This is a genomic window from Mesotoga sp. H07pep.5.4, from assembly GCF_003664935.1.
In the GTDB taxonomy this organism is placed as follows: Bacteria; Thermotogota; Thermotogae; order Petrotogales; family Kosmotogaceae; genus Mesotoga; species Mesotoga prima.
Genome location: NZ_JFHM01000007.1, coordinates 279,947 through 305,107, shown reverse-complemented (window position 1 = coordinate 305,107; position 25,161 = coordinate 279,947). Strand labels below are relative to the sequence as shown.

19 protein-coding genes are annotated in these 25,161 nt (G+C 46.3%); 14 read left to right on the top strand and 5 right to left on the bottom strand.

Features of this window, described 5'->3' with window-relative positions; genetic code table 11:
• The first annotated feature begins 8 nt into the window (after positions 1-8).
• Genes Y696_RS05910 through Y696_RS05880 form a run of 7 tightly spaced genes read left to right on the top strand, consistent with a single transcriptional unit; the run spans position 9 to position 9,270 of the window.
• Positions 9-1,109, top strand: a complete 1,101-nt coding sequence (locus tag Y696_RS05910) for an alkaline phosphatase (protein WP_121509932.1) — start codon at positions 9-11, stop codon at positions 1,107-1,109.
• Entirely contained in the window at positions 1,097-1,864 is a 768-nt protein-coding gene (locus Y696_RS05905; protein WP_121509931.1) for an endonuclease/exonuclease/phosphatase family protein, read from the top strand. Before Y696_RS05910 ends, Y696_RS05905 begins: the two co-directional genes overlap by 13 nt.
• Positions 1,861-2,970, top strand: a complete 1,110-nt coding sequence (locus Y696_RS05900) for an alkaline phosphatase family protein (protein WP_121509930.1) — start codon at positions 1,861-1,863, stop codon at positions 2,968-2,970. Before Y696_RS05905 ends, Y696_RS05900 begins: the two co-directional genes overlap by 4 nt.
• A gap of 10 nt (positions 2,971-2,980) precedes the next feature.
• The gene (locus tag Y696_RS05895) at positions 2,981-3,745 is read left to right on the top strand and encodes a PHP domain-containing protein (RefSeq protein ID WP_121509929.1); all 765 of its coding nucleotides are present in this window, start codon (positions 2,981-2,983) and stop codon (positions 3,743-3,745) included.
• A gap of 21 nt (positions 3,746-3,766) precedes the next feature.
• Complete coding sequence (locus Y696_RS05890) at positions 3,767-4,777, top strand: Gfo/Idh/MocA family protein (protein ID WP_121509928.1); 1,011 nt, start codon at positions 3,767-3,769, stop codon at positions 4,775-4,777.
• Entirely contained in the window at positions 4,778-5,755 is a 978-nt protein-coding gene (locus tag Y696_RS05885; RefSeq protein ID WP_121509927.1) for a Gfo/Idh/MocA family protein, read from the top strand. It begins immediately after the preceding gene.
• Between the two features lie 41 nt (positions 5,756-5,796).
• A complete protein-coding gene (locus Y696_RS05880) occupies positions 5,797-9,270 on the top strand; it encodes a metallophosphoesterase (protein ID WP_121509926.1) in 3,474 nt (1,157 codons plus the stop codon).
• A gap of 843 nt (positions 9,271-10,113) precedes the next feature.
• On the opposite strand, the gene Y696_RS05875 is transcribed toward Y696_RS05880, so the two are convergent.
• From Y696_RS05875 to Y696_RS05860, 4 genes are all read right to left on the bottom strand, one after another.
• Positions 10,114-10,389 (bottom strand): hypothetical protein, encoded by a 276-nt coding sequence (locus Y696_RS05875; RefSeq protein WP_006486339.1) that lies wholly within the window; start codon positions 10,387-10,389, stop codon positions 10,114-10,116.
• Between the two features lie 382 nt (positions 10,390-10,771).
• Positions 10,772-11,125: a VOC family protein gene (locus Y696_RS05870; RefSeq protein ID WP_006486337.1), complete on the bottom strand. Its 354-nt coding sequence runs from the start codon at positions 11,123-11,125 to the stop codon at positions 10,772-10,774.
• 40 nt (positions 11,126-11,165) lie between these two features.
• On the bottom strand, positions 11,166-11,747 hold the full coding sequence (locus tag Y696_RS05865) for a hypothetical protein (protein WP_259459861.1): 582 nt from the start codon (positions 11,745-11,747) through the stop codon (positions 11,166-11,168).
• Between the two features lie 571 nt (positions 11,748-12,318).
• Positions 12,319-12,873 carry a hypothetical protein gene (locus Y696_RS05860; protein ID WP_006486335.1) on the bottom strand — a complete coding sequence of 185 codons (555 nt, stop codon included), beginning with the start codon at positions 12,871-12,873 and terminating at the stop codon, positions 12,319-12,321.
• A gap of 251 nt (positions 12,874-13,124) precedes the next feature.
• Between Y696_RS05860 and Y696_RS05855 the strand changes: the two genes are divergently transcribed.
• Positions 13,125-13,955 carry a serine O-acetyltransferase gene (locus Y696_RS05855; protein ID WP_121509925.1) on the top strand — a complete coding sequence of 277 codons (831 nt, stop codon included), beginning with the start codon at positions 13,125-13,127 and terminating at the stop codon, positions 13,953-13,955.
• 169 nt (positions 13,956-14,124) lie between these two features.
• Here the strand turns inward: Y696_RS05855 and Y696_RS05850 are convergent, their stop codons facing one another.
• Complete coding sequence (locus Y696_RS05850; protein WP_121509924.1) at positions 14,125-16,320, bottom strand: hypothetical protein; 2,196 nt, start codon at positions 16,318-16,320, stop codon at positions 14,125-14,127.
• A 631-nt stretch (positions 16,321-16,951) separates the two neighbouring features.
• On the opposite strand from Y696_RS05850, the gene Y696_RS05845 reads away from it, so the two are divergent.
• From Y696_RS05845 to Y696_RS05820, 6 genes are read left to right on the top strand one after another with little or no spacing between them, the layout of a single operon-like run.
• Positions 16,952-17,830: a carbohydrate ABC transporter permease gene (locus tag Y696_RS05845; protein ID WP_121509923.1), complete on the top strand. Its 879-nt coding sequence runs from the start codon at positions 16,952-16,954 to the stop codon at positions 17,828-17,830.
• Positions 17,820-18,647, top strand: coding sequence for a carbohydrate ABC transporter permease (locus Y696_RS05840; protein ID WP_121509922.1), 828 nt, complete (start codon positions 17,820-17,822; stop codon positions 18,645-18,647). The genes Y696_RS05845 and Y696_RS05840 overlap by 11 nt, the downstream gene beginning before the upstream one ends.
• A 15-nt stretch (positions 18,648-18,662) precedes the next feature.
• The gene (locus Y696_RS05835) at positions 18,663-19,898 is read left to right on the top strand and encodes a sugar ABC transporter substrate-binding protein (protein ID WP_121509921.1); all 1,236 of its coding nucleotides are present in this window, start codon (positions 18,663-18,665) and stop codon (positions 19,896-19,898) included.
• 51 nt (positions 19,899-19,949) lie between these two features.
• Positions 19,950-21,143: an ROK family transcriptional regulator gene (locus Y696_RS05830; protein ID WP_121509920.1), complete on the top strand. Its 1,194-nt coding sequence runs from the start codon at positions 19,950-19,952 to the stop codon at positions 21,141-21,143.
• Between the two features lie 12 nt (positions 21,144-21,155).
• Entirely contained in the window at positions 21,156-23,465 is a 2,310-nt protein-coding gene (locus Y696_RS05825) for a TIM-barrel domain-containing protein (RefSeq protein WP_121509919.1), read from the top strand.
• On the top strand, positions 23,466-24,482 hold the full coding sequence (locus tag Y696_RS05820; RefSeq protein WP_121509918.1) for a glycoside hydrolase family 15 protein: 1,017 nt from the start codon (positions 23,466-23,468) through the stop codon (positions 24,480-24,482). It abuts the gene before it with no gap.
• Positions 24,483-25,161 lie beyond the last annotated feature (679 nt).

Genomic DNA, 25,161 nt, shown 5'->3' with positions numbered 1-25,161 from the left:
GTGATAATATGAAGAAGCTCTTGACATCTTTTTTCTTTGTCCTATTCTTATCTTCCGTCTTTCTTTCAATGGAAGGCAGTGGACCTGAGAATATCGTGATCTTGATCTGCGACGGGATGGGTTTCAACCATCTATATATATCCGAACTCGTAACGGGGGAAGCTATGGGAAGCCACAGTCCGGTAGTCAGTATCGGTAGAAACGAGGCTTTAGATAATCTCGTCACCGATTCCGCGGCAGCCGCAACCGCTATCTTTTCTGGTGTGAAAACAATTACTGGATATCTTGGAGTGAATGCATTAGGTGAAGAAGTGAATACTCTTGCAGATATCCTGAAGGAACAGGGTTGGTGGCTCGGCCTGATAACGAACACACGTTACTACGACGCGACTCCGGCAGCCCTTTACGCTCACGCCCAAAGGAGGGAAACGGAAGTAATCACGGACTTTCTCATGGAAAGTCCTCTCGACTTGTTCTATGCCGGTGGTCTTGAGCAGCTGGGGATCAATCCCTTCACTCAGAAGCCGACTCCAAGAAGCAGAATACACGAACTGATTGCTAGCGGCTACAGGGTCCTCGGACTGAATTTCAAAGAGATCGGATCTCCGGAATTTGAAGAGCTGAAGGGGACCGTTGCATTTGTAACTATGGGAGACAAGAGCTTTGAGAACGAATTGCTTCCCGGTGAACCCACTCTCCTCGAAATGGTCGATAGAGCTTTCGAAGTGTTCATGACTGAAGAGAGAAGCAAGTTTCTGGTAATTGAAGCCGGCAGAATAGACGATGCTTCTCATGTTAACGATTCAGAGGCCGTGCTGGCAGAAGTGAGTGCTTTCAGAGACGTGCTATCTTATCTGCTTACCCGGTTGTCTCTGGACAGGGATCTATTGATCGTGCTTTCTGATCACGAGACCGGAGCGGTCGCGGTACCTTATGGCAAACCAGATGGAGACTTTTCTTTGAGCTGGTCCAGTAACGGCCACACAGCCGCCTATGTACCCATAATCGCCTATGGGAAAGGATCGCAGGCCTTCTCAGGATTCTACCATTTAGAGGAAATTCCTCGAAAGATCTGCGCACTATTGGATGTGATTATATGCGTAGAGTAGTGTTTTTCTCTTTGTTTCTGATATTACTTGGAGGAACGCTGATGGGAACATCTTTGACTGTAATGACATACAACATAAGGCATGGATTGGGAATCGATGATGTCTTAGATTTCTCAAGAGTTCTCGAGACAATAAGGGGTGTGGATCCGGATATTCTCATCCTCAATGAAGTAGATCAGGAAAACCCAAGGAGTGCAGGCCTGAGACAGGCAGAGATTGTTGCGGAAGAGCTCAACATGAGTTACTTCTTCAGTCTGGCAGAGGGCAAGAGCAACTACGGGAACGCTGTTCTCAGCAAATTCCCGATAAAGGCCGAATTTGGGTTCGTGCTTCCGAGACCTGAATGGATGCTTGCCGTGGATAGAGGATGTGCCGCAATCGTCACTGAGGTTAACGGCCGGGATATCCTGGTTATGGGGACGCATCTCGGTCTTGGTGGAATCATGGAAGTCCAGACAGAGCTCAGGAAGATCCTTGAGGTGTATCTTGAGTACGAAGAGATTCCGGCAATTATCGCCGGAGATCTCAACGCCGAATGGTATGATCTCCAGTATGGTGTTCCTGAGTTTTTCGATCACTTTAGATCGGTGAACCATGAGCTCGACAAGAGCCTTCACACAATCCCGGCAGATAGACCGGGCAAGCAGATTGATTATATCTTCGTGAATCACTATTTCGATATCATCGACGCATTTACCGTCGATTCGTACGCGTCAGATCATCTGCCCGTCGTTTCGAGGCTCGTCCTGAAATGAAGAATATACCTCTTCTTTTCGTTACTATCGACTCACTCGGTCCGGAGGTGTTGAAGAGGGCCAGGACTCCTTTCCTGGATAGTGTTGCCGAGACCGGTTCAACGGTTAAGGACATGAGATCGTGTTTTCCCACGCTGACAACACCCATGATGAGCACCATATTGACGGGCGTTTATCCCGAGAAGCACGGCATATTCTCTAACACTATCTTGAACAGAGAGGAGATGAAAGTTGAGGGCAGACTCCGGGATCTCAGAAGACCGCCAGTGACAGATTGTCTGTACGAGAACAACTATAGTATTCTCTCCATACAGCATTTCATGCTTCAGGGAAGAAATGGAGTAAAGCACGTTCAGGTTGACGGAAATAGAAGCGGTGACATCCGCAAGGCACTGAGAAGAGAGTTGAAGGAGAAGAAGCATGACGCCATCTTTTGTCTTTATCAGTCTCTAGACAGTGCAGGGCACAAATACGGACCACTGCACGCTAAGACGATAAGAGAACTAGAAGAGATAGACAACGAACTGAAGCTAGTAGTCAATTTTCTGGAAGAAACGATTGGAGAGTTTGCCATCGTCATCACTTCTGATCATTCAATGTCATTGGCTGACACTCCCACTGAGTTTGACCTGGGTGAAGTCATCACAAGCATCGGTCTCAAGGCAGAATTGGGTAAGGAGGGAAAGAGTGTTTCAAAAGAGACAGACGTTCTGATCCTAAAATACCCCACCGTAAATGTCTACACTCTGACAGAAAAAGCAATAGACAGGACAGCTCTGCTCGTGGACGCTTTGAAGAAAACCAGTGTAGTTGACAGAATCTATACAAAAGAAGAAATGAAGAAGCTGCATAACCCAGAATACGCCGACATAGCTTTTTGCTTGAAAAAAGGCTATTCAAACTCATTGAAGTCTAGAAGGCCCGGCTCCTTTTTTGGATATCACGGAACATATCACGAGGAGCCCTCCGTGTTCATGTTCAGAGATATTCACAAGATAAAGAACTGTGTTGAGAGGGGCACCCTAGTCGATATTGCACCAACAACTCTAGATTTACTGGACATACAATCATCTGTCGATTTCGATGGAATATCACTGAAGAAATGAGGTTTGAAAATTGATTCTGACAAAACTTGATTATCATCTGCACACAAGCTATTCAGATGGAGAGATGAACTTCCCCCAGCTTCTTGAAGCTTTGGAAGGAAATGTGAATGTCTGTGGTGTGACCGATCACTTTGAGCTAAACCATCCATGCAGCATAGAATTCACAAAAGACTATCTAGAGGCCTTCGGGGCTTTCAAAGCGAAGGCCCTAAGACTCGGCATCTCCGCTCATCTCGGCGTGGAGACCGGACTCGGAAAGAACGGCATACTGTTACCCCATATGATGAGTGAAATTGAGTACGTCATTGCGAGCCTTCATAGAGTTCCTCTACAGGGAGCAAGCAGTGAAGAATACTGGGAAGCTTACAAGAGCATTATTTCTGATAATGCGCGAAGAGGAGGCTTTCAGATTCTGGGACACGTCGAGGGCTATCTGCCGATTCTACCTTTTCTTGATCGCGATCCGGGATTCGACAAAAAAAGAGAGATCGAGCGGCAGATCATTGAAGAGTACTTCACGCTTGACTGGTACTCGCGATTGGCAAAGGATCTAGAGGTAAACGATATTGCACTTGAAATACACGAGCCATCAAAAACACCACGATTGGAAGTTCTGGATATTATGAAACGCTTCGGAGTTGCTTTCTCTTACGGAACCGATTCCCACATGCCTGAGCAAGTGTCGAAGAGAAGTTATCTGAAGAGAGTCATCCAGGAACTCGATCTGAAGGAAAGTGATTTTCTCGACATCGAGACGATTAGATCGAAAACATAGAGTATTTCAGGAGGAACCAGTATGACAAACGTAGGTATTATCGGTTGTGGAATGATGGGTAGAGTCCATTCTATTGCATACACCGGTCTGGAGAACGTCAATGTGAAAGCCGTAGCGAGTCTCTCAAGAGAACAGACACTTGAATGTGCAAGACTCGCCTCTTCAAGAACATCTACAGTAGCTGAGATACTTAACGATGAAGAAATAGAGATAGTCAGCATCTGTACACCCACGGATACTCACAGAGACCTTGTGGTAGAAGCTGCAAGAAGCAAGAAGCACATCTTCTGCGAGAAACCAATAGCCCGCACTCTAGAAGACGCTCTGGAAATGGTTGAGGTTTGCAGGCAAAACGGTGTTTCGCTGGGTGTGGATCATGTAGTGAGATTCTTTGACTCTTACTCTAGGGCGAAGAGCCTTATTGAAGAGGGCACAATCGGAAAGGTAGTAATGGCAAGGCTTTATCGCGGAGGAGTCTTTCCAAAGCACGGCTGGAACAACTGGTTCGACGAACTCGGTAGAAGCGGCGGAGTTCTTCTTGATCTTTCCATTCACGACTTCGACTTTTTGAGAACGGTCCTGGGTGAAGTAGAGTCCATAACCGCAAGAAGCGTGAAAAACACTCCTTCCCATCCAGGCAGAAACAGAGACCATGCCTTAGCAATTCTTAAATTCGCGAACGGTTCGCTGGCTCACGTTGAGGGCAGCTGGGCAGAACCGGATAACGCACCTTCAAAATTCGCAACTTCTTTCGAATTCGTTGGTAGAGATGGAATGATAACCTACGATAGCGATGAGGATTTCACTATGAGAGTCCAGACAGCCTCCAACGATTACCCGTCTTTCTCAAAGAGCACCCCCGCAGCCAATGATCCTTATGGATTACATATACAGAAGTTCATAGAAGCGGTGAGAGAAGAAAGAAAGGTCCCAGTCGATGGTACTGAGGCCATCGAGGCGCTAAAAATCTCCCTTGCAGCCAACAGATCTGCAGAAAGCGGAAGACCTGTGAAGCTTCTGGAGGTGGTATAGGTGTTCAGGATAGGATTTCTTGGAATCGCACACACGCATGGATACAGTTACATAAGACAAATTCAATCTTTCTCAAATATGATCGTCACAGGAGTATTCGATCGTGATGCAGACAAATCAAAAAAGGCCTCAGAACTATTCGGAACAAGAGCTTTTGAAGATCCTCTAGAGCTAATCGAAAACTCCGATGGGGTAGTAGTTACTTCCGAGAACTCATTCCATAAGAAATATGCGGAACTTGCCATGAACAAAGGCAGACACGTTCTGTGCGAAAAACCCATCGCCACAACCGAAGAAGACGCGAGATCGATGCTGCAAACGGCCAGAGAAAACAACGTTGTTTTTCAGATGGCCTTTCCCGTAAGATACGCTCCTTCTATTCAGCAAGCAAGAAAGGAAATTGAGACGGGCAAGCTTGGTAGAATTCTCTCGGTTTCGGCGACAAATCATGGAAGAATGCCAGGCGGATGGTTCGCAGATGAGAAGCTTTCCGGCGGAGGGGCGGTTATGGATCACACAGTTCACGTCGTGGATATTATCCGGTGGCTTCTAGATGTTGAGATTGTCGAGGTATCGGCCGAATATGGAAGACTCATTTACGACATCCCAGTTGAAGATTGTGGCCTTCTCCTGCTAAGTCTTTCCGACGATTCCTTCATGAGTCTCGATTGCAGCTGGTCAAGACCTGAAGCCTATCCTTACTGGGGAGATGTAACTCTCAATGTTGTCGGCACAGAGGGTACGCTGAGGATAAACGCCTTTGATGCGAAGCTGAAAGTCTTCTCAAACAAGAGAGGAGTCTTCTGGGAGAATTATGGAGACAGTTTCGACAGGGCACTAATTAAGGAATTCGCTGATTCTGTAATCGAGGAAAGAAAACCTTTGACCTCAGGAGAAGATGGGCTTGAAGCCCTAAGAGTTGCTCTTGCAGCATATGAAAGCGGAAAGGTAGGTCGTCCGGTTCAACTGAATCATTAGCAGCTCGCTGTTTTGAAAGACAATTAAAGGTGGTGGAAACTATGAAAGCGAAAAGAATATTGATCATTTTGGCAATTGCGCTCGTGAGTATCATGACTTTCGGTCAGATAGAAGTGGAGATGCTGCCATTTTGCTCGAGTGGAATAGAGAGGATGCCGTGGCTTCACGACGGCATTCTCTACTTCGCCGGGACAAACTACGATATTTACTACACAACACTTGAAAACGGAGAATGGGCCGAACCACAATGGCTTCCAGGAGAAATCAACACGTCTGAGTACGAGATCAATCCCTGTGTGATAGAAAATGATGGAGTGTTGGTTATGTATTTTGGTAGATACTCGGCCGATACTGACTATGATTTCTTCAGATCGGTGTTCGATGAAGAGAAGGGTGGCTGGACAGAAGGTACTCTAATAACTGAACTCAGCACGGACGTAAAAGAGTGGGATATCTGGGTGAATTCGGAAGAGACCGTAGTATATTTCACTTCGGAAGGCACTTTTGACGGAAAGGAACCTATCGGAGGAAGAGATATCTGGAGATCTGAATCAGTCGACGGGAAATGGTCGTCACCAGAGAATCTCAGCTTCCTTAACACCGGCGGCGATGAATGGTCGGTATTCGTTGATCCTGATGGCTCCATATGGTTTGATTCGGCAAGGGATGACTCTATTGGAGGATATGACATTTATCGCTGGGATCCTTACACCAGGAGTATCGAGCACACCGGAGAACATATCAACACATTTCTCGACGAAAGAAGTCTTTGGACCGACGGACAGATAATGTACTTCTCGGCATTGAACAGACCCGATGGAGCAGGAAGCTACGACATCTTCACATTGTCATCTCCTCAGGAACCGGTAGCTGAGAAAGAACCAGTGGTCGAACTCGTAGACCCAATAGCCATGACTATCAATGATATTCGACAGAGATCCGAAGGCAGGTACTTGCTTCTAAACAACATCGTTGAGGTTGAAGGAATAGCGGTTGTAAGCTCAGGCCTCTGGCACGACTCGGCGAATTACTTCGCCCTAACAGACAAGAGCGCAGGCATTCTCATCTATGCTCAAGGTTTCAAGGAGCCGCTCGTAGAGAAAGACGATCTTGTACGGGTGAAAGGTACTCTCTCCACGGTTGGATATACAACAGATGTAAACAGCCTTGTCATAAGACCGGCCTCTCCCGATGACATTGAGATAATCAGAAAAGGAGAGACATTGCCCGATCCTGTGATCATCTTTACAGATTCTGCAAAGAGCCAGCTCATAAACCTTGAAGGTTCGTTGGTGATGATTTTCGGGAAGATAAGCGCTTACGACAACGAAACAATTTCCAGGGGTTTCTGGCTAACTGGACCTTCAGACCGTGATTTTGACAACGTATCTGCTGGAATGAAAGTGAAGTTCTATGACTATGCCGGCATAGACATATCTGCTCTAGGCGATGGAAGCTTCGTTGCAGTACAGGGAGTCCTGATCCAGGATAATGAAGGGGAGTTCTATGTCAGACCCACCATTAACGAAGACATTCGAGAGCACACAGAAAACAGGATCTTGTTCTTAACTACAATTGCAAGAAAGGACCTACTCACTCCGACAGAGGAAGAACCTGAAACCACAAAGAAAGAAGAGTCGAGAGATCTCGTACTTCCTGAGAACGTGGAAACCATCACTTGGCTGCTATCGTCCGACAATGATTTCTTTTCTTCGAGCATTGCTGGAACGTCAAATGGAAAAGAAGTCTTTGCCAGTCTTTACAAGGAAAAGGGAACAAGATCCAAGGACTTTTCTCCCGCAATTTATGAACTAGTTCAGGGGAATGTCTCAACAAAGATACCATTCCCCGGGGAAGCCGAATATCCAAATCTCAAAGACAATATTCTGGTCTTTGCAGGAAGAATTCTGCCTGATGATCAAGACAGTGACTGGGATATATTTTCGTATGACACGTCAACAAAAGAGATAAAGACTCTGACATCGGAATCATATGACCAAATTGAACCCGTAATTTCTCCCAAGAAAGACTTCTTGCTTTACTCCGAAAGAAGAGAAGGCAAATGGTTTGTTGTGAAACAGGATTTGACGTCCGGTGAGAGGACACTTGTCGCTGAGAATGCGAGGTCACCTACGTTGTCACCGACAGGCAACGATGTCGCTTTCCAGTACTGGAGCGGGAATAGTTGGGACATAGTGACCCTGAACATGAAAACCGGCAAGAAGACTGGGATTCTAAGCAGTTCTTTCAATGAGTTTTCTCCCTTTTGGTCGCCTCATGGCACAAAGCTTGCATTTGTTGCCGATTACAGAGGGGAAGTAGAAGTGTTCATTATGGATCTATTCGACTATTCGATTTCTCCTGCAACGAGGGATCTCTTCTCATCAACAAGTCCGTTCTGGTTGGATGAAAACACTCTGGGTTTCACAATGAAGACAAATCTTGGATGGAATATAGTTAAGGCGAGTGCATCATCTGAAGAAAAGCCTCCATCTGAGAGTTCAGTTGAGGAATACCAATTCATTGTCTCTCCGAGATTTGCTTTCCCCTATCTAAGTGACAATCGCATCCTTGAAATACTAACAGAAGAAAGCTATTCACAAAAGAGAGCAAGACTGCTTAGCAGAGCCGGAAGCGCATATGAGTTGTCACAAATCGGTGAAAACACCTACATTATCCCGGATCGCATTCCCGAAGGCCTTTATTCGCTGGAGGTTTTCGCAGAGAACAACGGTCGTCTCTACCATCAGCTGGAAGAACACTCGGTTCGAATCGGACACACGGATGACTCCTTCACAGTCATTCAGATTACTGACCTCCATCTCGATCTGCCGGGTAAACCCGAGAATATGCTCTTGTTTGAAAGACTTCTTAGTGAGATTCGTGAAGAAAGCCCCGATCTGATGCTAATAACAGGCGATCTTTCTAGCTCTGCCCTTGCATATACAACTGACTGGGAATTCATAAAGAAGAAGGTTCTTGAATACTGTGACTTTCCCGTATTTGCTGTGCCAGGGAATCACGATACTCAAAGATCCGGGAAGACTAGCGGGATCGAACTGTGGGAAGAGGTATTTGGTCCTTGTTACTACAGCTTTCAATGGGGTTCCTGGCACTTCATGGGTCTAAATACGGCCGATTCAGATTATGGATTTGTGAGCGGCGTAGTGTCTGAAGAACAGATGAAATGGATAGCCGAAGAACTGGCCAGAATTGGCTCTGGTAAGATCCTTCTTTTCGCCCATCACAACTTCTACGATGATCGATGGATCTTCTTCGAAGAAACTGCCCTGCGAAGAGAGATGCTAGAACTTTTCAGCACTAGCAGTGTCGTCCTGGCTCTTTTTGGTCATAGACATAGCGATGCGATAGACTATTCACTTAATACACTTGCCGTTACGACGAAGAGGGCAGTGGAAACTGACGGCACACTTGCGTACAGAAGAATAGTGGTAAAGGAAGGCCAAATCGTAGAACTGGTTGAAGTTGAGCCGAAGAGCTCGGTAATTTTCTAGAAGCTGCAAGTACCAAGTTTCAACTTGAATAAGAAACGGTTATCCGTTATCGGTTACCCGTTCTCCGACAAGAACTGTAAGACGCAAGGCGCCGAAGATCGTCGGCGGACGCAAGGCCGGGAAGTACATCCCGGGACGCAGGGCTGGCAAAAATCATGCCAGGACGCAAGGCCCGCTTCGCGGGGAAAGATCCTCACTGTAAGTCTGCTAACGCAGGCCAGTCAGGCTACGCCTGGCCAGTCTCGTTTTTGGCGAGGCCAGTTCTGACTGCGTCAGGCGGAAGAGCCGCTGGCCGCTTGCTTGAAGACGCTAATCGCTTGAAAAGCAAGGCAACAAGAAGAAACAAATCCCGTGCAAGACCCCTGAACAGTGACCCCAAACACGAGCACTTTGGGGCAGGCTAATCAGGGCAGGCTCTCGCTTAACGTCATCCGACGTGATTCTAGCCAGGATCTCGGTTTTCCGCGAAAAATGCGACCATAGGAGCCCGTCAGTCCCTATTTTCGCTCACAGCGATTAGCGAGTCTTCGTACTTAAGCGCAGAGCGGGTCTTAGAACGGGATGCTGAATCAAGTTCAGATGACGCGAAGGGCAGGGTATCGAGTACAGGATACTGGGTCTCGTGATGAGAGCGACAATCAATTCAGGTTTCAATGCAACTGAGGAAATTATCCCGACAGCGGCTTTTGGAAGTCCCTCGCTGTGTCATCCCGAACTCGTTTCGGGGTGACAGAGCAGAAGAAACGAGGAGTCTGTGGGTTTGGAAGGCTGTTATTCTGATTTCATCATTATAAGAACAAGGACCCTTTCGGGCCCTTGACTTGAATTACTAGGGGTTTAATTTTACAGCTGTGCTGCTTTTCCGAATCCTCTGCCGAGTCCCGGTCCCTTTTCGCCAGAAGCTCCGTGCCTGTAGCCTGTTCCGTCCTGGGCATTCTTAAGTTCTCTTACACCGTCATTCGGACAGTTGTCATTTATTCCGTCACCGTCTGCATCCACAAAGTTCTCACAGGTTGTAGGATCCTGAACTCTCTGCATTGCCTTCGTTCCGTAACCTACTGCCAATGTCATTCCACCGATCAGAAGAACCGTTATCGTAATCAACACTATCTTTTTCATCTCTTACACCTCCATATGATTTTTGGTACATTCTCAGTCTACGGTCCGTTTCTTGGAGCCCGCTTAAAAGCCGCTTAGAGATTGCTTAGAGATTTGAAGAGGCACAATTATGGTCAGAGGTGCCAGGAAGGAGGATAGAAGAGAAGATTTCCACGCTCTTCAGAGTTTTTACGTCTGATCTCATACAGCTTTTTTTACCAAAAACCTGGAGACTAACTGTCGGAACGAGAATCTTAGGTGCGAAGCACCGGAACTATTATCTTCGCTCTTTAGGAAGAACTTGCGATGGTAGCGCGGAAGAACCGTTATTCTCTCTCTGGCTCTTATCTCGTGTTGTCAAGACGTTGAGCGTAACCAAGAGGGAGCTTCGCTCCAGAGAGCATCACTCTCTTTGAATCAATCCGATCATGTGCCCTTCGGGATCGGTGAAAAAGGCAAGAATGGTGTTACCAGATTTGAAAGGGCCTTGAAGTATCTCCTGGCCGTGGTCTTGAACCCGCTTTATAATCTCGTTCATGTCTTCAACTTCAATATACAGTGCCCTATGAGTCGGAAGTACACCTTTTCCGGTGAATATTCCGCCGTTTATGCCTTTGGGATCTCCGCTCTTGAAAGAATGAAATCCCGTGTCGCTAACTTCTGTTTCCCATTCAAAGACTTCCTCATAGAACTCGGAAAGCGACTCCCCATCTACTGCATTGATTTCCCAGTACACAACCGGCATTTTCTTTGCCATCTTAATTCCCCCCATTTATTTAGAAATGCTTTACAGCGTATTAGTGATAGTCATTTTCTCTTTGGCAATCAGTAATCACATAGTCTGCAAAGTAGATGCGTTGAAGACGGTGTTTTTTGTTTTTCAGCCTTCTCCTGTCGAAGAAGAAAGTCTCGACGGATGCCCATATGAAGACCCAGCTCGCAATGACGAGTATTTCGTGAAGCGCATAGGCGTTGAAAGAAAGCTCGGAGAGCAGTGAAGCCGTCCCCATAGCTAGAACACCGAATATCATCAGGACAACGCTAACTCTGGAAAGCCTCCTCAGATCAAGATCGACATAGTAAAGCAAAGGAATCAGCTGCTTTCTTATGGAGTCTTTTATCTTTATCGAGAAATCGTGCAGATCACCGCAATCACAGTCGACCATCACAGTTAAATTACCCTTCAAAGGCAGATATTTGGTTTTCTCTTCAAGCACATCTATTGCTCTTTCCGCATCATCGCCCGTAAGATCCGGTCCCCTTAGGTTGAGATGCACATGATTATCATCCGCGCTCTGGGAATAACTTCCGACTAGATTGCGTAGTTCATCGAGTTCGTTTCTTTTTTCCGCAGAGGTAGCCTTTTGCAAGTTCTTCATCTCCATCGGGTGAACTAAACTTTCTAATTATTCAATAACCCTTTAGTTTTTCTTCCGAATGAATGATTATAAATCTAGTTGGGCATCAAAACGAAGTTAAGTGGGGAGTGTGAAATGTACAGTGAACCGGAAAAGAACCTCTTCCAAACCATTTGACTCTCTGCGACCAATCAGTGTTCGGACATCACAGGTTTCTTATTCCCTTTCCTTTATGGCAATGACAGCGACTTAGAGAGGTATTGTGACTTAAAAGCAGCTGAATGATTACTCTAAGCGCTAGGGAAGCAAAATCCAGCTTGCAATTCTTCTGACAGTTTGACTTCAGCGATTACTATTCTACAAACAGAAATTCAGATCAAGAAACTGCCATTCAAGCTGACTTAACGGATTATAATCGTGCGGTCCCTTGGACGCTGCTTGCATATCCTTGTTCGCAAAGCTGTGTCGACACAAGAAAAAATCTAGAATGCACTTCGATCGTCCAGCTGTTCTTGAAACATTTCAAGAGCAATGAAAGCAACGGTAATTCACTCAGCTAAGAGAGCAAAACCCTTCAACCTGAACGAGACCACTAATGGTGCCAGGAGTACTTATGTTCCGCGTCGGACCTGGTCCCTTCGGTGACGGGATAGTCTGACAGCAAAGTCTCGTTAGCTCTGTCAAAGGACGGGATTACTCCGAACATGTGATTCCAAGTATTGATGAAGATCAAGGGCCTTCCATCCACAAATGTTATTACATCAGGCATCAGGACCGCAGACCCATGTAGATTCTTCGTGTCATGAAAGGCGTGATCAGCTGCAAAAACACCCGGGAAATCTAGAGCAATTATCTTCCCATCCGAATCGAACCTGATGTAGAAACTCTCAATATCCTCAATACGGCCATATTTGAAATAGCGATAGATATCATAAAGGAAATTGATAACTGGACACGGGTAATCCTCATCGGTAAAGACTACAGTTATCTCGAGATTCATATTCTCTTCAGATAAATCCGTCAAGACTTCAACAATTCCGTTCTTAGAATCGCTTTGGGGCATGGAAAAAACCGGTAGCCCAATCTCAAATCTTGCGAACAATCCAATTGACAGTGCCAGGAAACATACCGTGAGCAATCTTCTCATATAACCTCATCCTCCATGAATAATTCTTCGCTTCTCGACTCATATTTTATACCCCATGTGCGCTCGGGTAACCACAAATATCGTGACCTTATGTTAGGCCAACTTTGGTATCCTTTGAAGTCGACGCTCCTCGGCGCGATCGACTACCGAGGTTTCAGAATGACATTGATTGATCAAAACTCGTTGAGCAATCTCATGATTTCTCGTCTATACTGAAAGAAATCAACTGAGTTTTTTAGGAGATAATGCTTATGAATGATAATTACAAAGACGAGATTTCACAAAAAGTAGCAAGAGCATACGAACAAATCGCCAAGACTCATTGTTCATCAAAGTCTTACTCACTTGGACATATAAAGCTAAAGACGGTAGAGCTCATTCATCTTATTCGAAAAACCTTCTGCCCGCAGCTTTCACATACCCGACCCGTTGACGGGGAAGAACTACTGTTGGAGGGTTTGAATACACTAAGGGAAATGATTATGGAAATACGACCTGAATTGGGAGAAGAAGGAGCAAGTCAAGTTGTGAAGGAGTTTTTGGCTGAACTACCCTCCGTTGCCTTGACTCTAGTCACAGACGTGCGGGCCGCATACGAAGGAGACCCCGCCGCCAAATCGGTGGAAGAAATCATGATCGCTTATCCCGCCTACGAAGCGATAAGCACTTACAGGCTCGCACACATTCTTTACAAACTGGACGTTCCGCTGATCCCCAGGATAATGACGGAGTATGCTCATCAAAAGACCGGAATAGATATTCACCCGGGTGCAGCAATCGGGAATTACTTCTTTATTGACCACGGCACCGGTGTCGTAATAGGAGAAACCTGCACCATAGGACACCATGTAAAGATATATCAGGGCGTAACGCTTGGCGCGAAAAGCTTCGAACTCGACGAGAATGGAAATCCGATAAAGGGAATCAAACGTCATCCAGACATCGGTAACCATGTCGTGATATACGCGGGAGCGACTGTGCTTGGCGGGAACACCGTTGTCGGAGATAACTGCGTGGTAGGCGGAAACGTCTGGCTCGTCCATTCGCTCAAGCCGGGAGAAAAGATCTACAACAATCCATGATGCCTCTTTTGCGGACTCCATTATTTGAATTGCGTTAACTTAACAATAATGACAAGCCAGTCGCCTTCGGTGGCAAGTCGCACTGCGTACGGCCAGGCGTGCAATGAGATTTTCTCATCGCTTCCTTCTTTTTGGATGGCACTTTCGGGAACTCGAGTATTTTAATTCATTACCAGCTTGAAGAGTCAAGGTTCTTCGGCAGATTACTGCCGTCCCTCACTTCTTCAAAAACCTTCTGAACTCTCTTCAGCCATTCCTTTCCGCCCCTCAGGTTAAGCCAATCCCCTCTGAACTCTTCTGCAAGAGTCAGCGAATCGACTCTTTTCTGACTCCTGAGGTTGCCTCTTTCTGCTTTCTCGAAGGCCTTCTTATCGTTTTCTTCTTCCTCCAGCAGATACTTGATGAAGTCAGGGCATTGGCGAAGAATTTTCAGAAGAATCTGTTCCGCTTTGTCTAGCTCCCTGTAGGCATAGTTCTTCAGCGCCAATACTGCAAGAGCCTTCGGATGGCCACTGTGGTTATTAGACTCCATTGTTTTGGCCAATTCATCGAACATATTTAGTCTCCAGCACACAAGTAGTTTGCTCGCCAAGAGGTAGCCGTAATCATCCGGGCCGACAAGGGGAAAGACTTCTTCGATAACCCTCAATGCTTCCCTGTAATCCTTCCGGTCGATCAAGCTATCCACATAATGTTCGATGACTTGCAGGAGTTCTGTGTTGGATGGACTCTCTTCGTTCTCTATAAGTGATGCCCATCTATCCTTTTCAACGATATCGTGAAGGACTTTCAAAGCGAGCTCGCCCTCAACGTGAAGGAGCTTCTTCAGTTCGTCAGTTTCTCTTGTGGAAAGGAAGAGAAGTGTATTTATGAACTCGAAGTTGAACCGGTACTTCTTGCAGTAAGCTGCCAAGGTATCGAATGCATAATCGATATCGTTCTGACTTATCGCTGAGTTTATCAGCGTATACATCGGCACTCGTGAATACTCAAGACTGCCGGTCTTCTCGAACGAAATGAAATTAGGTTCCTTAATCGATTTCAAGTTCGAAATTACACCGTCAATCGCCGTTCTATGAGAATACTCGTCTGCCATATTTTCATAGATCACATCAAGATCACCGAATGAATCCCGAAGAAGAGATCGGATCAAAGGCGGATCTGGTTTCTCATCTGTTATCTCAGAAAACTTCTCGCTGAAGAGCTCCTCGTCTTCAAAGTCGTATTTCATGCATAACAAGAGTCCCGATCGTACAACTGCGATTGTCGGCTCCAGCGTCTTCAGATATGCGACATACTCTACCACCCAATCAGTTGCCTCATCCTTGTCCAGGAGGGCGCTCGCAATAGCCATATTGGAAAATAGGGAAGCCTTCTTTTCTATCCCCTTCAAAACATTCTTCAGTCTATCGAAAACTTTGCTGAAATCATTGCACACGACAACTTCGTAAAGAAAACCGTCTCTCGACTCGTAGCTGGAGGAATTCAACATAATACCGAGTTCAGAATCACTCATCGAAGCGAACATCTTGTTGATAATCAGTTTTGCCCTTGCTTTCTCTTCCGTCTTTCCACCTGCTGCCATGCTAACCGGCGCCAACAAGATATCCCCAAACATAATGTGAGACAGGCTCTTGATGAACTCAGTCACCTGATCAAGATTCAGTTTTCGATTCCTTATCAAAGCCAGAATCGGGAACTGCGAGCTCAAATAACTCTCAACCGACGGTAATCGAAGTCCTACTGACGAACCCATAGTATCGGGCATCGAGTATGATGCAAGCACAAAAGGAACAATCTTTCTCAAGTCTTCCTTTAAGGAGCCCTCGAACTGCTCCGAATCTAAGCTTTCGCAAATGAAAGTCGTCAATTCATTACCCCAAAGGTAAATAGGAATAAAATGCTTACTATTCATGAAATGTCTGAAAAGTGAGAAATTCTCTCTTACAAGTCCTCTAGATTCCTCGCGCTCCTTCTCTTCGAATAAGGAATAGAATCTCTTCTTCAAGTCTCTTTCTGACTGAAAACTCTCTTCTTGACTGGGTGAAGTTTCCTCTGCCTCATTCAGCGTGCGAAGAAGATCTTCGAGAAGGATCTTGGCTATCTTTTCCTTGACAACATGTGAAGTAGTCTTGTCCGAAAGCATAAGACCGGCAAGATAACCCCTGAAGAATCCGTTGCTCATTATCACTTCCAGGGGTATTTCAAGAGAGAATCCATCCTTAAGTCCCTTTGCAAACTCTATTACTTTGTTTCCGTCAAAGAATGACTCAAGCCCTTCGAGAGTACGATATTCAATATAGGAATTCCTGCTCATCTCCAGTGCCTCGGCCAGGAGGGTCACTTTTACTGTCTCTCTATTCATATACCACCTCTAGCAAGTGTAGTAAAACAATATAAATTAATACATCGTACGTTTTCCAGCGTTATGCAAAGAGATGAAGAAATGTGAAAAAAAAACTAATCGCTGGATTAATTGATCTATCCCAACCCTGATAAAACAAACTTCACTGTTAAGCAGAGTTTGTCCATGTATAGGAAAGCTTTTCTAACAATTGGAGATCACTGAATTGAGTTCTAGTTAATATGCTCATATTGGGAGGAAGCCTCCTTCAGAGATCTTACGAATCTCTTTTTCGAGGGAACACTTCTTATTAATTCATTGGATTTTGATCTTCAGCACTCGGATGGTTGCTCCGCATCTTAAGCTCTTCAGAATTTTCGATCTCACTATTTGATCCTGTAATGGATATTATCGAATTTCATAGAGATAAGAAGCTTGAGATACATAAACGGTTCTATTCATTCAGAGAAGTCGCTCATTCATCATCATGGGTAATTGCCTGAGCGAAGGAAGAAAGTATAATGAACTTAGTTTCGTCAGTGAATAAAGTATCTTTTGAAGAGTTTCGCTTTTTTAGAAGTTTCATTCGACAAGGGATGTTTTATTGAGATCAGAAATCGAGAAAAGTGGTTGTTTGGGAGGATCGGACTGAATGAATAAAAAGACAAGAAAGAGATTGGTAATTCTTGTGTTTCTCTTGCCCAGTATCTGTGGGTTCATCTTCTTTCAAGTCTTCCCCATTGTTTACTCTTTCATTCTCAGCCTTACAGACTGGGATGTTCTGAGCAAAGCCAATTTTTTGGGATTTGAAAACTACAAGAAGATATTTGGGAGCGAAGAGTTCTGGAGAGTGCTCATCAACACTCTTTATTACATAGTTCTGTATATACCCCTCATGATTATCGCTTCACTGTCCCTGTCAATGCTTCTCAACATCAAAACTAGGTTCACAGGAGTGTTTCGGACAATATTCTATATTCCCGTTCTTAGCTCCTGGGTCGCTGCTGCAATGCTCTGGCGATGGCTTCTCAGCCCTTACTACGGTCCAATAAATTCGATTCTGGGAGTAGTCGGTTTGCAGGGTCCGTCATGGCTGTACGACAAGGTCTGGGCAATGCCGGGAATTGTACTGGCAAGCGTCTGGAAGGACATGGGCTTCTTTGGCCTGATCTTTCTGGCCGGTCTGCAAGGAATCAACCCAACCTATTATGAAGTGGCCTCTATAGACGGGGCTAGGAGATGGCAGAAGTTCAGACACATAACTATCCCTCTCATCTCTCCAACTATGTTCTTCGTACTCATAATGGCCATAATTAACTCTTTTCAGCTCTTCCCCCAGGTCATGGTCATGACTAAAGGAGGCCCTCATGGGTCTACGCAGGTGATGATGGAGAGGATCTACAACTACGCCTTCACTTACTACAAGATGGGCTATGCAACGGCTCTGTCCTGGGTCTTGTTCTGTTTCATTCTGGTCGTAACCCTTGTTCAGTGGAAGATGCAAAGAAAGTGGGTGCACTATGAATCTTAAGAAGCTTTCTAGACGGACCGTCTATTACCTTGTGATGCTGGCGTTTTCCTTTTTCATTCTGCTTCCCTTCTTCTGGATGGTCTCCACGTCTCTGAAGGAAGCCAAGGCGCTAACAGTACTACCTATTCAATGGTTTCCGGAAAAAATAAGCTTCGACGGGTTCGTCAAGATCTTCGACGTCTTCCCTTTTGGACGTGCGATTTTCAACAGCATATTCATATCGACACTGATCACGTTCGTTACGGTAATGTCTGCGTGCATGGCTGCCTACGTCTTTTCAAAGATCAAATTCAGAGGCAGGGAAGTCTTGTTTGGTATCTACATCGCAACTATGATGATTCCTGCCAATATCACGATGATTCCCAACTACCTCACTCTGAAGCATCTCTCGCTACTTAACAGTTACGTGGGCATCATGCTCCCATCTCTCTTCAACGCGTTTGGAACATTCATGATCAGGCAGTACATGAGAACGATACCGGATGATTTCGTTGAAGCGGCCGTACTGGACGGTGCATCGCATTTCAGGATCTTCTTTCGAATGATACTGCCTTTGTCCAAGCCCGCCGTTGCGACACTTACCGTTATCACGTTCATGGGAGCCTGGAACGATTACCTATGGCCGCTTATAGTTCTAACGGACAAGAACAAGATGACCCTGCCGGTCGGTCTCAGTCTGCTAAATGGCCAGCACCAGAGCGACTACAACATGCTTATGGCCGGGGCTCTAATATCTATGATTCCAATACTGCTAATCTACACATTCGCTCAGAGATACTTCGAACAGGGGCTCAGTGTAGGTGGTATAAAAGGCTAAAAGGAGTGTGATTCAATGAAAAGGTTTCTGGTAGTTCTAGTGGTTGCCTCAATGGTACTGACAACCTCTCTACTCGGTGTAACGACTATCAAGTTCATGAACTTCTCTTCAGCAGATGCAAACGCGAAGTATCTTGAAGAGATGAAAGAGATCTTCGAGGAACAGAACCCGGATATCAAGGTAGAAATCGAAACCGTAGGTTTTGGCGATTACTTCACCAAACTGATGACCGTCGTAGCCGGCGGCAATGCCCCTGACGCTTTTGAGCTGAACTACGAGAACTTCTATACCTATGCGAAAAAGGATGTTCTACTAGACCTGAACGATCTTCTTGCCACCTCTGGTTTCGATACCAGCGTGTTGAATGAAAGAGCGCTTTACGCCTTTTCAGACAATGGTGTACAGTATGGCTTGCCGTTCAGTTTTTCCAACGTAGTGCTGATCTACAACAAAGACCTCTTCGACAGGGCAGGCGCCGAACATCCGAGAGAAGACTGGACATGGGCCGATGAACTGGAAGCGGCCAAGAAGATCAGGGCTCTGGATGCGATGACCTTTGGGATTTACCAGCCAGTACAGTTCTGGGAATTCTACAAGATGGTCCAGCAGAACGGTGGCAGCATTCTCAACGAAGACAAGACGGCCTTCACACTGAATAGTCCTCAGAACATCGAAACTCTTCAGTACATGGTTGATAGGATCCTCGAGTCGAACGTCATGCCGAACGATGCGCAGATGGCAGGCATGGGAGACTGGGATCTCTTTGAAGTGGAGAGGATTGGAATGATAGTGACCGGAACCTGGGCCTTCTCGACATTCAAAGATAGCTGCGACTTCAACTGGGACATCGCCGTTGAGCCGGGCAACACAAGCAAGGCGACACATTTCTTCGCAAACGGTCTTGCAATTAGCAAGGACTCAAAGAAGGTTGACGCGGCCTTTAGATGGATCAGCTTTCTATCAGGAGACATAGATGTCGCCAAGATCAGAATCGAAGCGGGCTGGGAGCTACCACCGGTAACATACCCCGAGATAATTGAGCTCTACAAGCAGACCACGCCTCCAGAGAGCAAAGAAGTTGTATTCAAGTCTCTGGACTATCTCGTAACGCCCCCGGTTATTGAGCAGTTCAACGAGATGGCAGACATAGTGAACAGACATCTAGAAGCGGCTAGATACGGAGAAAAGACTCCGGAACAGGCGCTCAATGATGCCCAGGCAGAACTGGAGAGATCCATAAAGCTAGACTGATCTAAAGATCGGGCCGGGATTCGTTCCCGGCCCCTTCCCTGGAGGTTTGTCGTGGCAACCAAAGCCAGTAAAGAGATAATGAAAGAGATAAACGAAAAACTGCTTCTGAGAGGAATCTATTCAAATGAAGGAATAGACAGGGCGAGCCTGGCAAAGCTTACCGGCCTGAGTCCTGCAACGGTTACGAAGGTAGTGGGAGAGCTAATCGAAAGCGGGCTTGTGGAGGAAACCGGGGTCGCAGACTCGACAGGGGGAAGAAAGCCCATTCTACTAAGCATCCAACCGAAGAAGCTCTGTGTGCTAGGACTGAAGATAGGCGTGGGTTATCTTGACTACTCATTGACTGACCTCTTCGGTACGGTTCTTGTAAGTGAGCGAAGGCTCCTTGACAATCAGTCTCCAGAAGAGGTTGTCTCAGCAACGGAAACCGTTCTTAAGGAATGGAGTAAAGTAATAGGCGAAAGCCTTCTGGGGATAGGCATCGCCGTCTCGGGCATAGTGGATTCCCTGAAAGGCGTTGTGAAGAATTCCTTCCTTCTGAACTGGAAAGAAGTACCAATAGCGGAATTGATCTCGGAACGATCCGGAAAGAAGACCTTTGTGATGAACGACGTAGATTCCTTTGCTCTCGCCCAATTCTGGAAGGGCGATGTGAATAACCACAAGAACTGCGTCTTCATAACTCTGGGAGTAGGGATAGGCGGCGCGGTAGCAATCGACGGGAAGCTCCACCTCACCGGCGCGGGAAGCGGAGAGTTCGGCCACATGACAATCTCGCAGAACGGCAACAGATGCACATGTGGTAGCACGGGCTGCCTGGAAGCTCAAGCTTCCTTCGAAGTTCTTGCGCGTAAGGTCTTTTCAAGAACGGCCTCCTCAGAACTAAAAGAGCTGTACAGCTCCGTAAAGGCGACGGAAACTTCGGAGATACATTACCTGAAAAGAGCAGTTGAAATCGATAGAGAGACGACTATAGGAGTTTTCCAAGAATACAGCGAGGACATTGGGACAGCCCTGAAAAACCTTATCAATATTTTCGCGCCTGATTACCTGCTCATAGGCGGGGAAGCACTAGAGTTTTCAGAATTCTTCCTCGAGAGTTCGATAGATAACGCAAGAAGAAACGCGTTTTCCAGTTTGGCTGACAATGTGGTGTTTGACATCGACAGAATTGGTGAGAAGGCCTGGACGCTTGGCTGCATATACAGAGTGATCGAAAGCGAGCTCTTTACTGTTCGAAGATGAAAGGAGCAGATAATGGAGATTATTCATACACCGTTTGGAATAGATGATCCTTACTATATCGTTCAGGGTTACGAAAGAAGTCCGCGTGAACCTCTCGAGGGAGATTGTGTGAAAGTAAGATTCGTGACAGACCCGATGACTGTCGGTCAGAGAGCATGGATCGAAGTTCAAGCAGGTGACAGGACTTATAAGAGACGCGCTCAGTACCAGCTCAATCATGGAGGCAAAGCCCACTGGGAAGTAGATATAGAGTCCGAGAGTGCGGGAACAAAGGTTAAGTACAGGTTCATTGCAGGTCGCGGACCTTCAACCTACGTAATTTCAAAGTGGTATGAATACACTGTATGCAAATGGATAGATGCGCGTGATTTTCTTTCACTAGAAAATGAAACCCTAACTGTGAGCAGAGATAATCGAACCGGATGTGAATCAGTCAAAGAAGCAAGTATACTGACGGACGGAACGGAACTGTTTGATCTGAGAATAACCCTCGAAAGGGATGAAAACGAGCAGTTCTATGGACTTGGAGAACATTTCGATGCAATCACGATACCCGACGGTCAGGAGAGGTTCATCCACGTATACGATCAGTACAAAGTTCAGAAAGACAGGGGATACGCCCCTGTTCCATTTATCTTCTCAAGCAACGGAAAGGCCCTCTTCGTGGACACGGGCTATATGACTTCCGTCAAGCTTGACAGATCAGAGATTACTCTGCGGGTTTACACAAGAGGCTTCCCAATTGAAGATACCAGGATTCATTTGTGGAAGAAAGAAACTCCACTGAAAGCAATTGAGGAAATCTATAGCATTTCGAAACCTTGTACCCCTCCTCTGTGGGCTCTTGGGCCCTGGCTCTCGGCCAACCAGTGGAACAGTCAGAAAAAGGTCATGGGAGTCTTGGATGAGACTGTGAAAAACAACCTCCCGGCAACGGCTCTGGTTATTGAGGCGTGGGCAGATGAGCAGACCTTCTACATATTTAATGGAGCACAATATGAACCACTCCCAGGTGAGCGGAACTTCAAACTGGCCAATTTCAGATTTCGCGAACCCTGGCCAGACCCGGCAGAAATGATCAGAAAGCTTCACGAGAAAGGAATAAAACTTCTACTTTGGCAGATTCCAGTTATGAAATGCTTTGACGACTCCAATCCTCAGCCCGCTATAGATATCCGCTACGGGAGCTCGAAGGGCTACTTTGTGAAGAAGGATGATGGTTCCGATTACAAAATCCCCCCTGCACGCTGGCACGAGGAAAACGTAGTAGTCGATTTCTACAATGATGAAGCTGCAAAATGGTGGGCCTCCAAGAGGGAGTATCTGATCAAAGAACTGGGAGTCGATGGGTTCAAGACCGACGGCGGAGAACACCTCTGGGGAAGAGAGACTTTCACGGCTGCCGGCAGCGCGGCAATGACCAGAAACGCTTATCCAGAGAAATACTTCCAGGCTAGTGCAAGTATCTTGAACGAAGACGGAGCGCTCTTCAGTCGCGCCGGCTATACCAGGAGTCCCGCCTACTCCCTCTTCTGGGTCGGCGATGAGGATTCAACCTGGGAGGCTCTGAGAGACAACATAACTGCTGGTCTCAACGTTTCCATTTCCGGAAATCCCTTCTGGGGATGGGACATCGCGGGATTCAGCGGAGAAATTCCCTCTGCTGAGCTCTACAAAAGATCTATTGAACTGGCGGTCTTCACACCAATATTCCAGCTCCACTCGGAAGACTCGGGAGATCCAGTGCCCTCCTCCGAGAGAACACCGTGGAATATCTCAAGAGCCTACAACGACAAAAATATCATAGATTACTACAGAAGATTCGCATCTTTGAGAATGACTCTCTCCCCTTACATTTATGGAGAATCGATTCGTGCGGCTCAGACTGGCAGACCCCTGACATTGCCGCTCTTCCTCATAGAGAAGGAAAACGATCCTGAAGAGCTCTCTTACATGTTTGGTCGAGAAATAGTCGTTTCACCGGCAGTGGATGAAGAAATGAAAGTAAGAAAACTAATTCTTCCTGAGGGTGAATGGGTGAATCTCTGGAGTGGAGAGACATACTCAGGTACTGTCAGTATTCACGGTAAGAGAAACGAAGTTTACCTCAGAAAGGGATCGATAATACCCTTGAGTATTCCTTCTGACGAAAGTCTCTTCGGCACAAACTGGTCTCAGGAAGAGAAGGGACAGCTTCACGTCGGAAATGAATGGCCGAAGGATGTCGACGAGCTCAAAAGAAGTGGCAAAGCAACGCGGATGGCGAGGATAATCGGCAAAGAACAGGGAATAATCAAAATAGAATGGAGAGATATACAGTAGATGGACTTACTAGAGAGATCGATAAAAATCATTGAAGAAAACCAGAGTAAAGCGGGAAGCTACGTTGCATCGCCAAACTTCTCGCAGTACGGCTACTGCTGGTTCAGAGATGGATCGTTCACCGCTCATGCCATGCAGAAGGCCGGAAAGAAGGAGAGCGCAGAGAAGTTCATCCGATGGGGTTTGAATGTTCTCAAGAGATACCGACATTCACTTGAAGAGGCCGCTTTTGGTCCCCGTTCTGATTTAAGCATTCTGCTGCCGACGAGATACACTCTTGATGGCTTTGTCAGCGAAGACGACTGGACGAATGCGCAGAGCGACGGTTACGGTACGTTCCTCTGGATAGTTGCCGAGAACCCACAGCTTCTAGATGAAAGCGACCTCGAAATCTGCGATCTTTGTGCAAAGTACCTTGAGGGTGTATGGGAGATTCCCTGTTACGATGTCTGGGAAGAATTCCCGACAATGATACACACCTCGACACTAATCTCTATAGTTGCGGGGCTGAAGTCGATAGAAGGAGTAATCAACAGACAGACTAAATGGAAGAGAATCCTTGACTTCATACTCAAAGAGTTGACATACGATGGGCGGCTGAAGAAGTCAACGGCGCTGGATTCGTTCGATTCGAGTCTCATCTGGGCCTCGTATCCATTCAGAATCTTCGACAGCGACTCGCTACTTATGAAAAGGACTGAAAAAGCGATAATCGACGACTTATATTGTGATGGAGGTTTGAAGAGATATAACAGGGATACTTATTACGGCGGCGGAAGCTGGATACTTCTCAGCGCCTATCTTGCAGGTCATTTAAAATTGAACGGCGCAAATACAGTCTCGGAAGAGATAAGAAAGTGGATAGAGAAAAATGTCGACAATAGCGGTGGTCTACCCGAGCAGATTCCAGAACATCTGATCGATTCGAAGATGTATGAACCATGGGTCCAGAAATGGGGAGAAATTGCCTCGCCCCTCCTATGGTCACACGCAGCTTACATCGACATGGTACTGTAAGCATTAGAAGAGAATCAGCTGTTAAAAATATTGGTCCGCTGAACGCTGTGAAGACAACGTTGTCCGTCAGCGGTCCACCGTTCTCCGAGAAGAGCAGCCGTCAATGAGGAAAAAATTGCTCTTTGTTCCAGAGGAAGGATCTGTTCTTGGTTAGTCAAAGTGAGATCAAAGAGATGCATGTGACGGGGTAAGTTTCATCGCCAATCTTACTGGTTTCTTCTCTCTCAATTCTCTCGTGAGCGCAGCGAACCTCTCCACAATGCTCTTTCTCAATGGTCTTTTCTTGACCGACGCAGTCGGAACTGGTCTGCGTCAGCAGACTGGCTCCCAAATGCTTTTAAATTCCCATTTTACGAGAAAGACACGGATCCTGACCAGGAACATTGTCAGGATGACTAAAGGGAGAGCTTGCCCCAATGAGCGCCTCTTCTGTCATCCTGTGATGCTTTTGCACGCGATCTCGCACCTAAGAACCGCTTTTCGCTGATCGCTGAACGCTGTAAGAAACCGAGAAAGAGCATTTTGAGAGGATCGCTGCGCTCACGAGAGGACGAGAGCGAAAATGGGGACTGACCGACTCCTATAGTATGTCCCTTTTTCGCGTAAAAGGCAGAGATTCAACCAAGACCTCTTTCGAGCGAACAGCCGTTCGCCCCTACAAAAGAATTGCATAATCGTC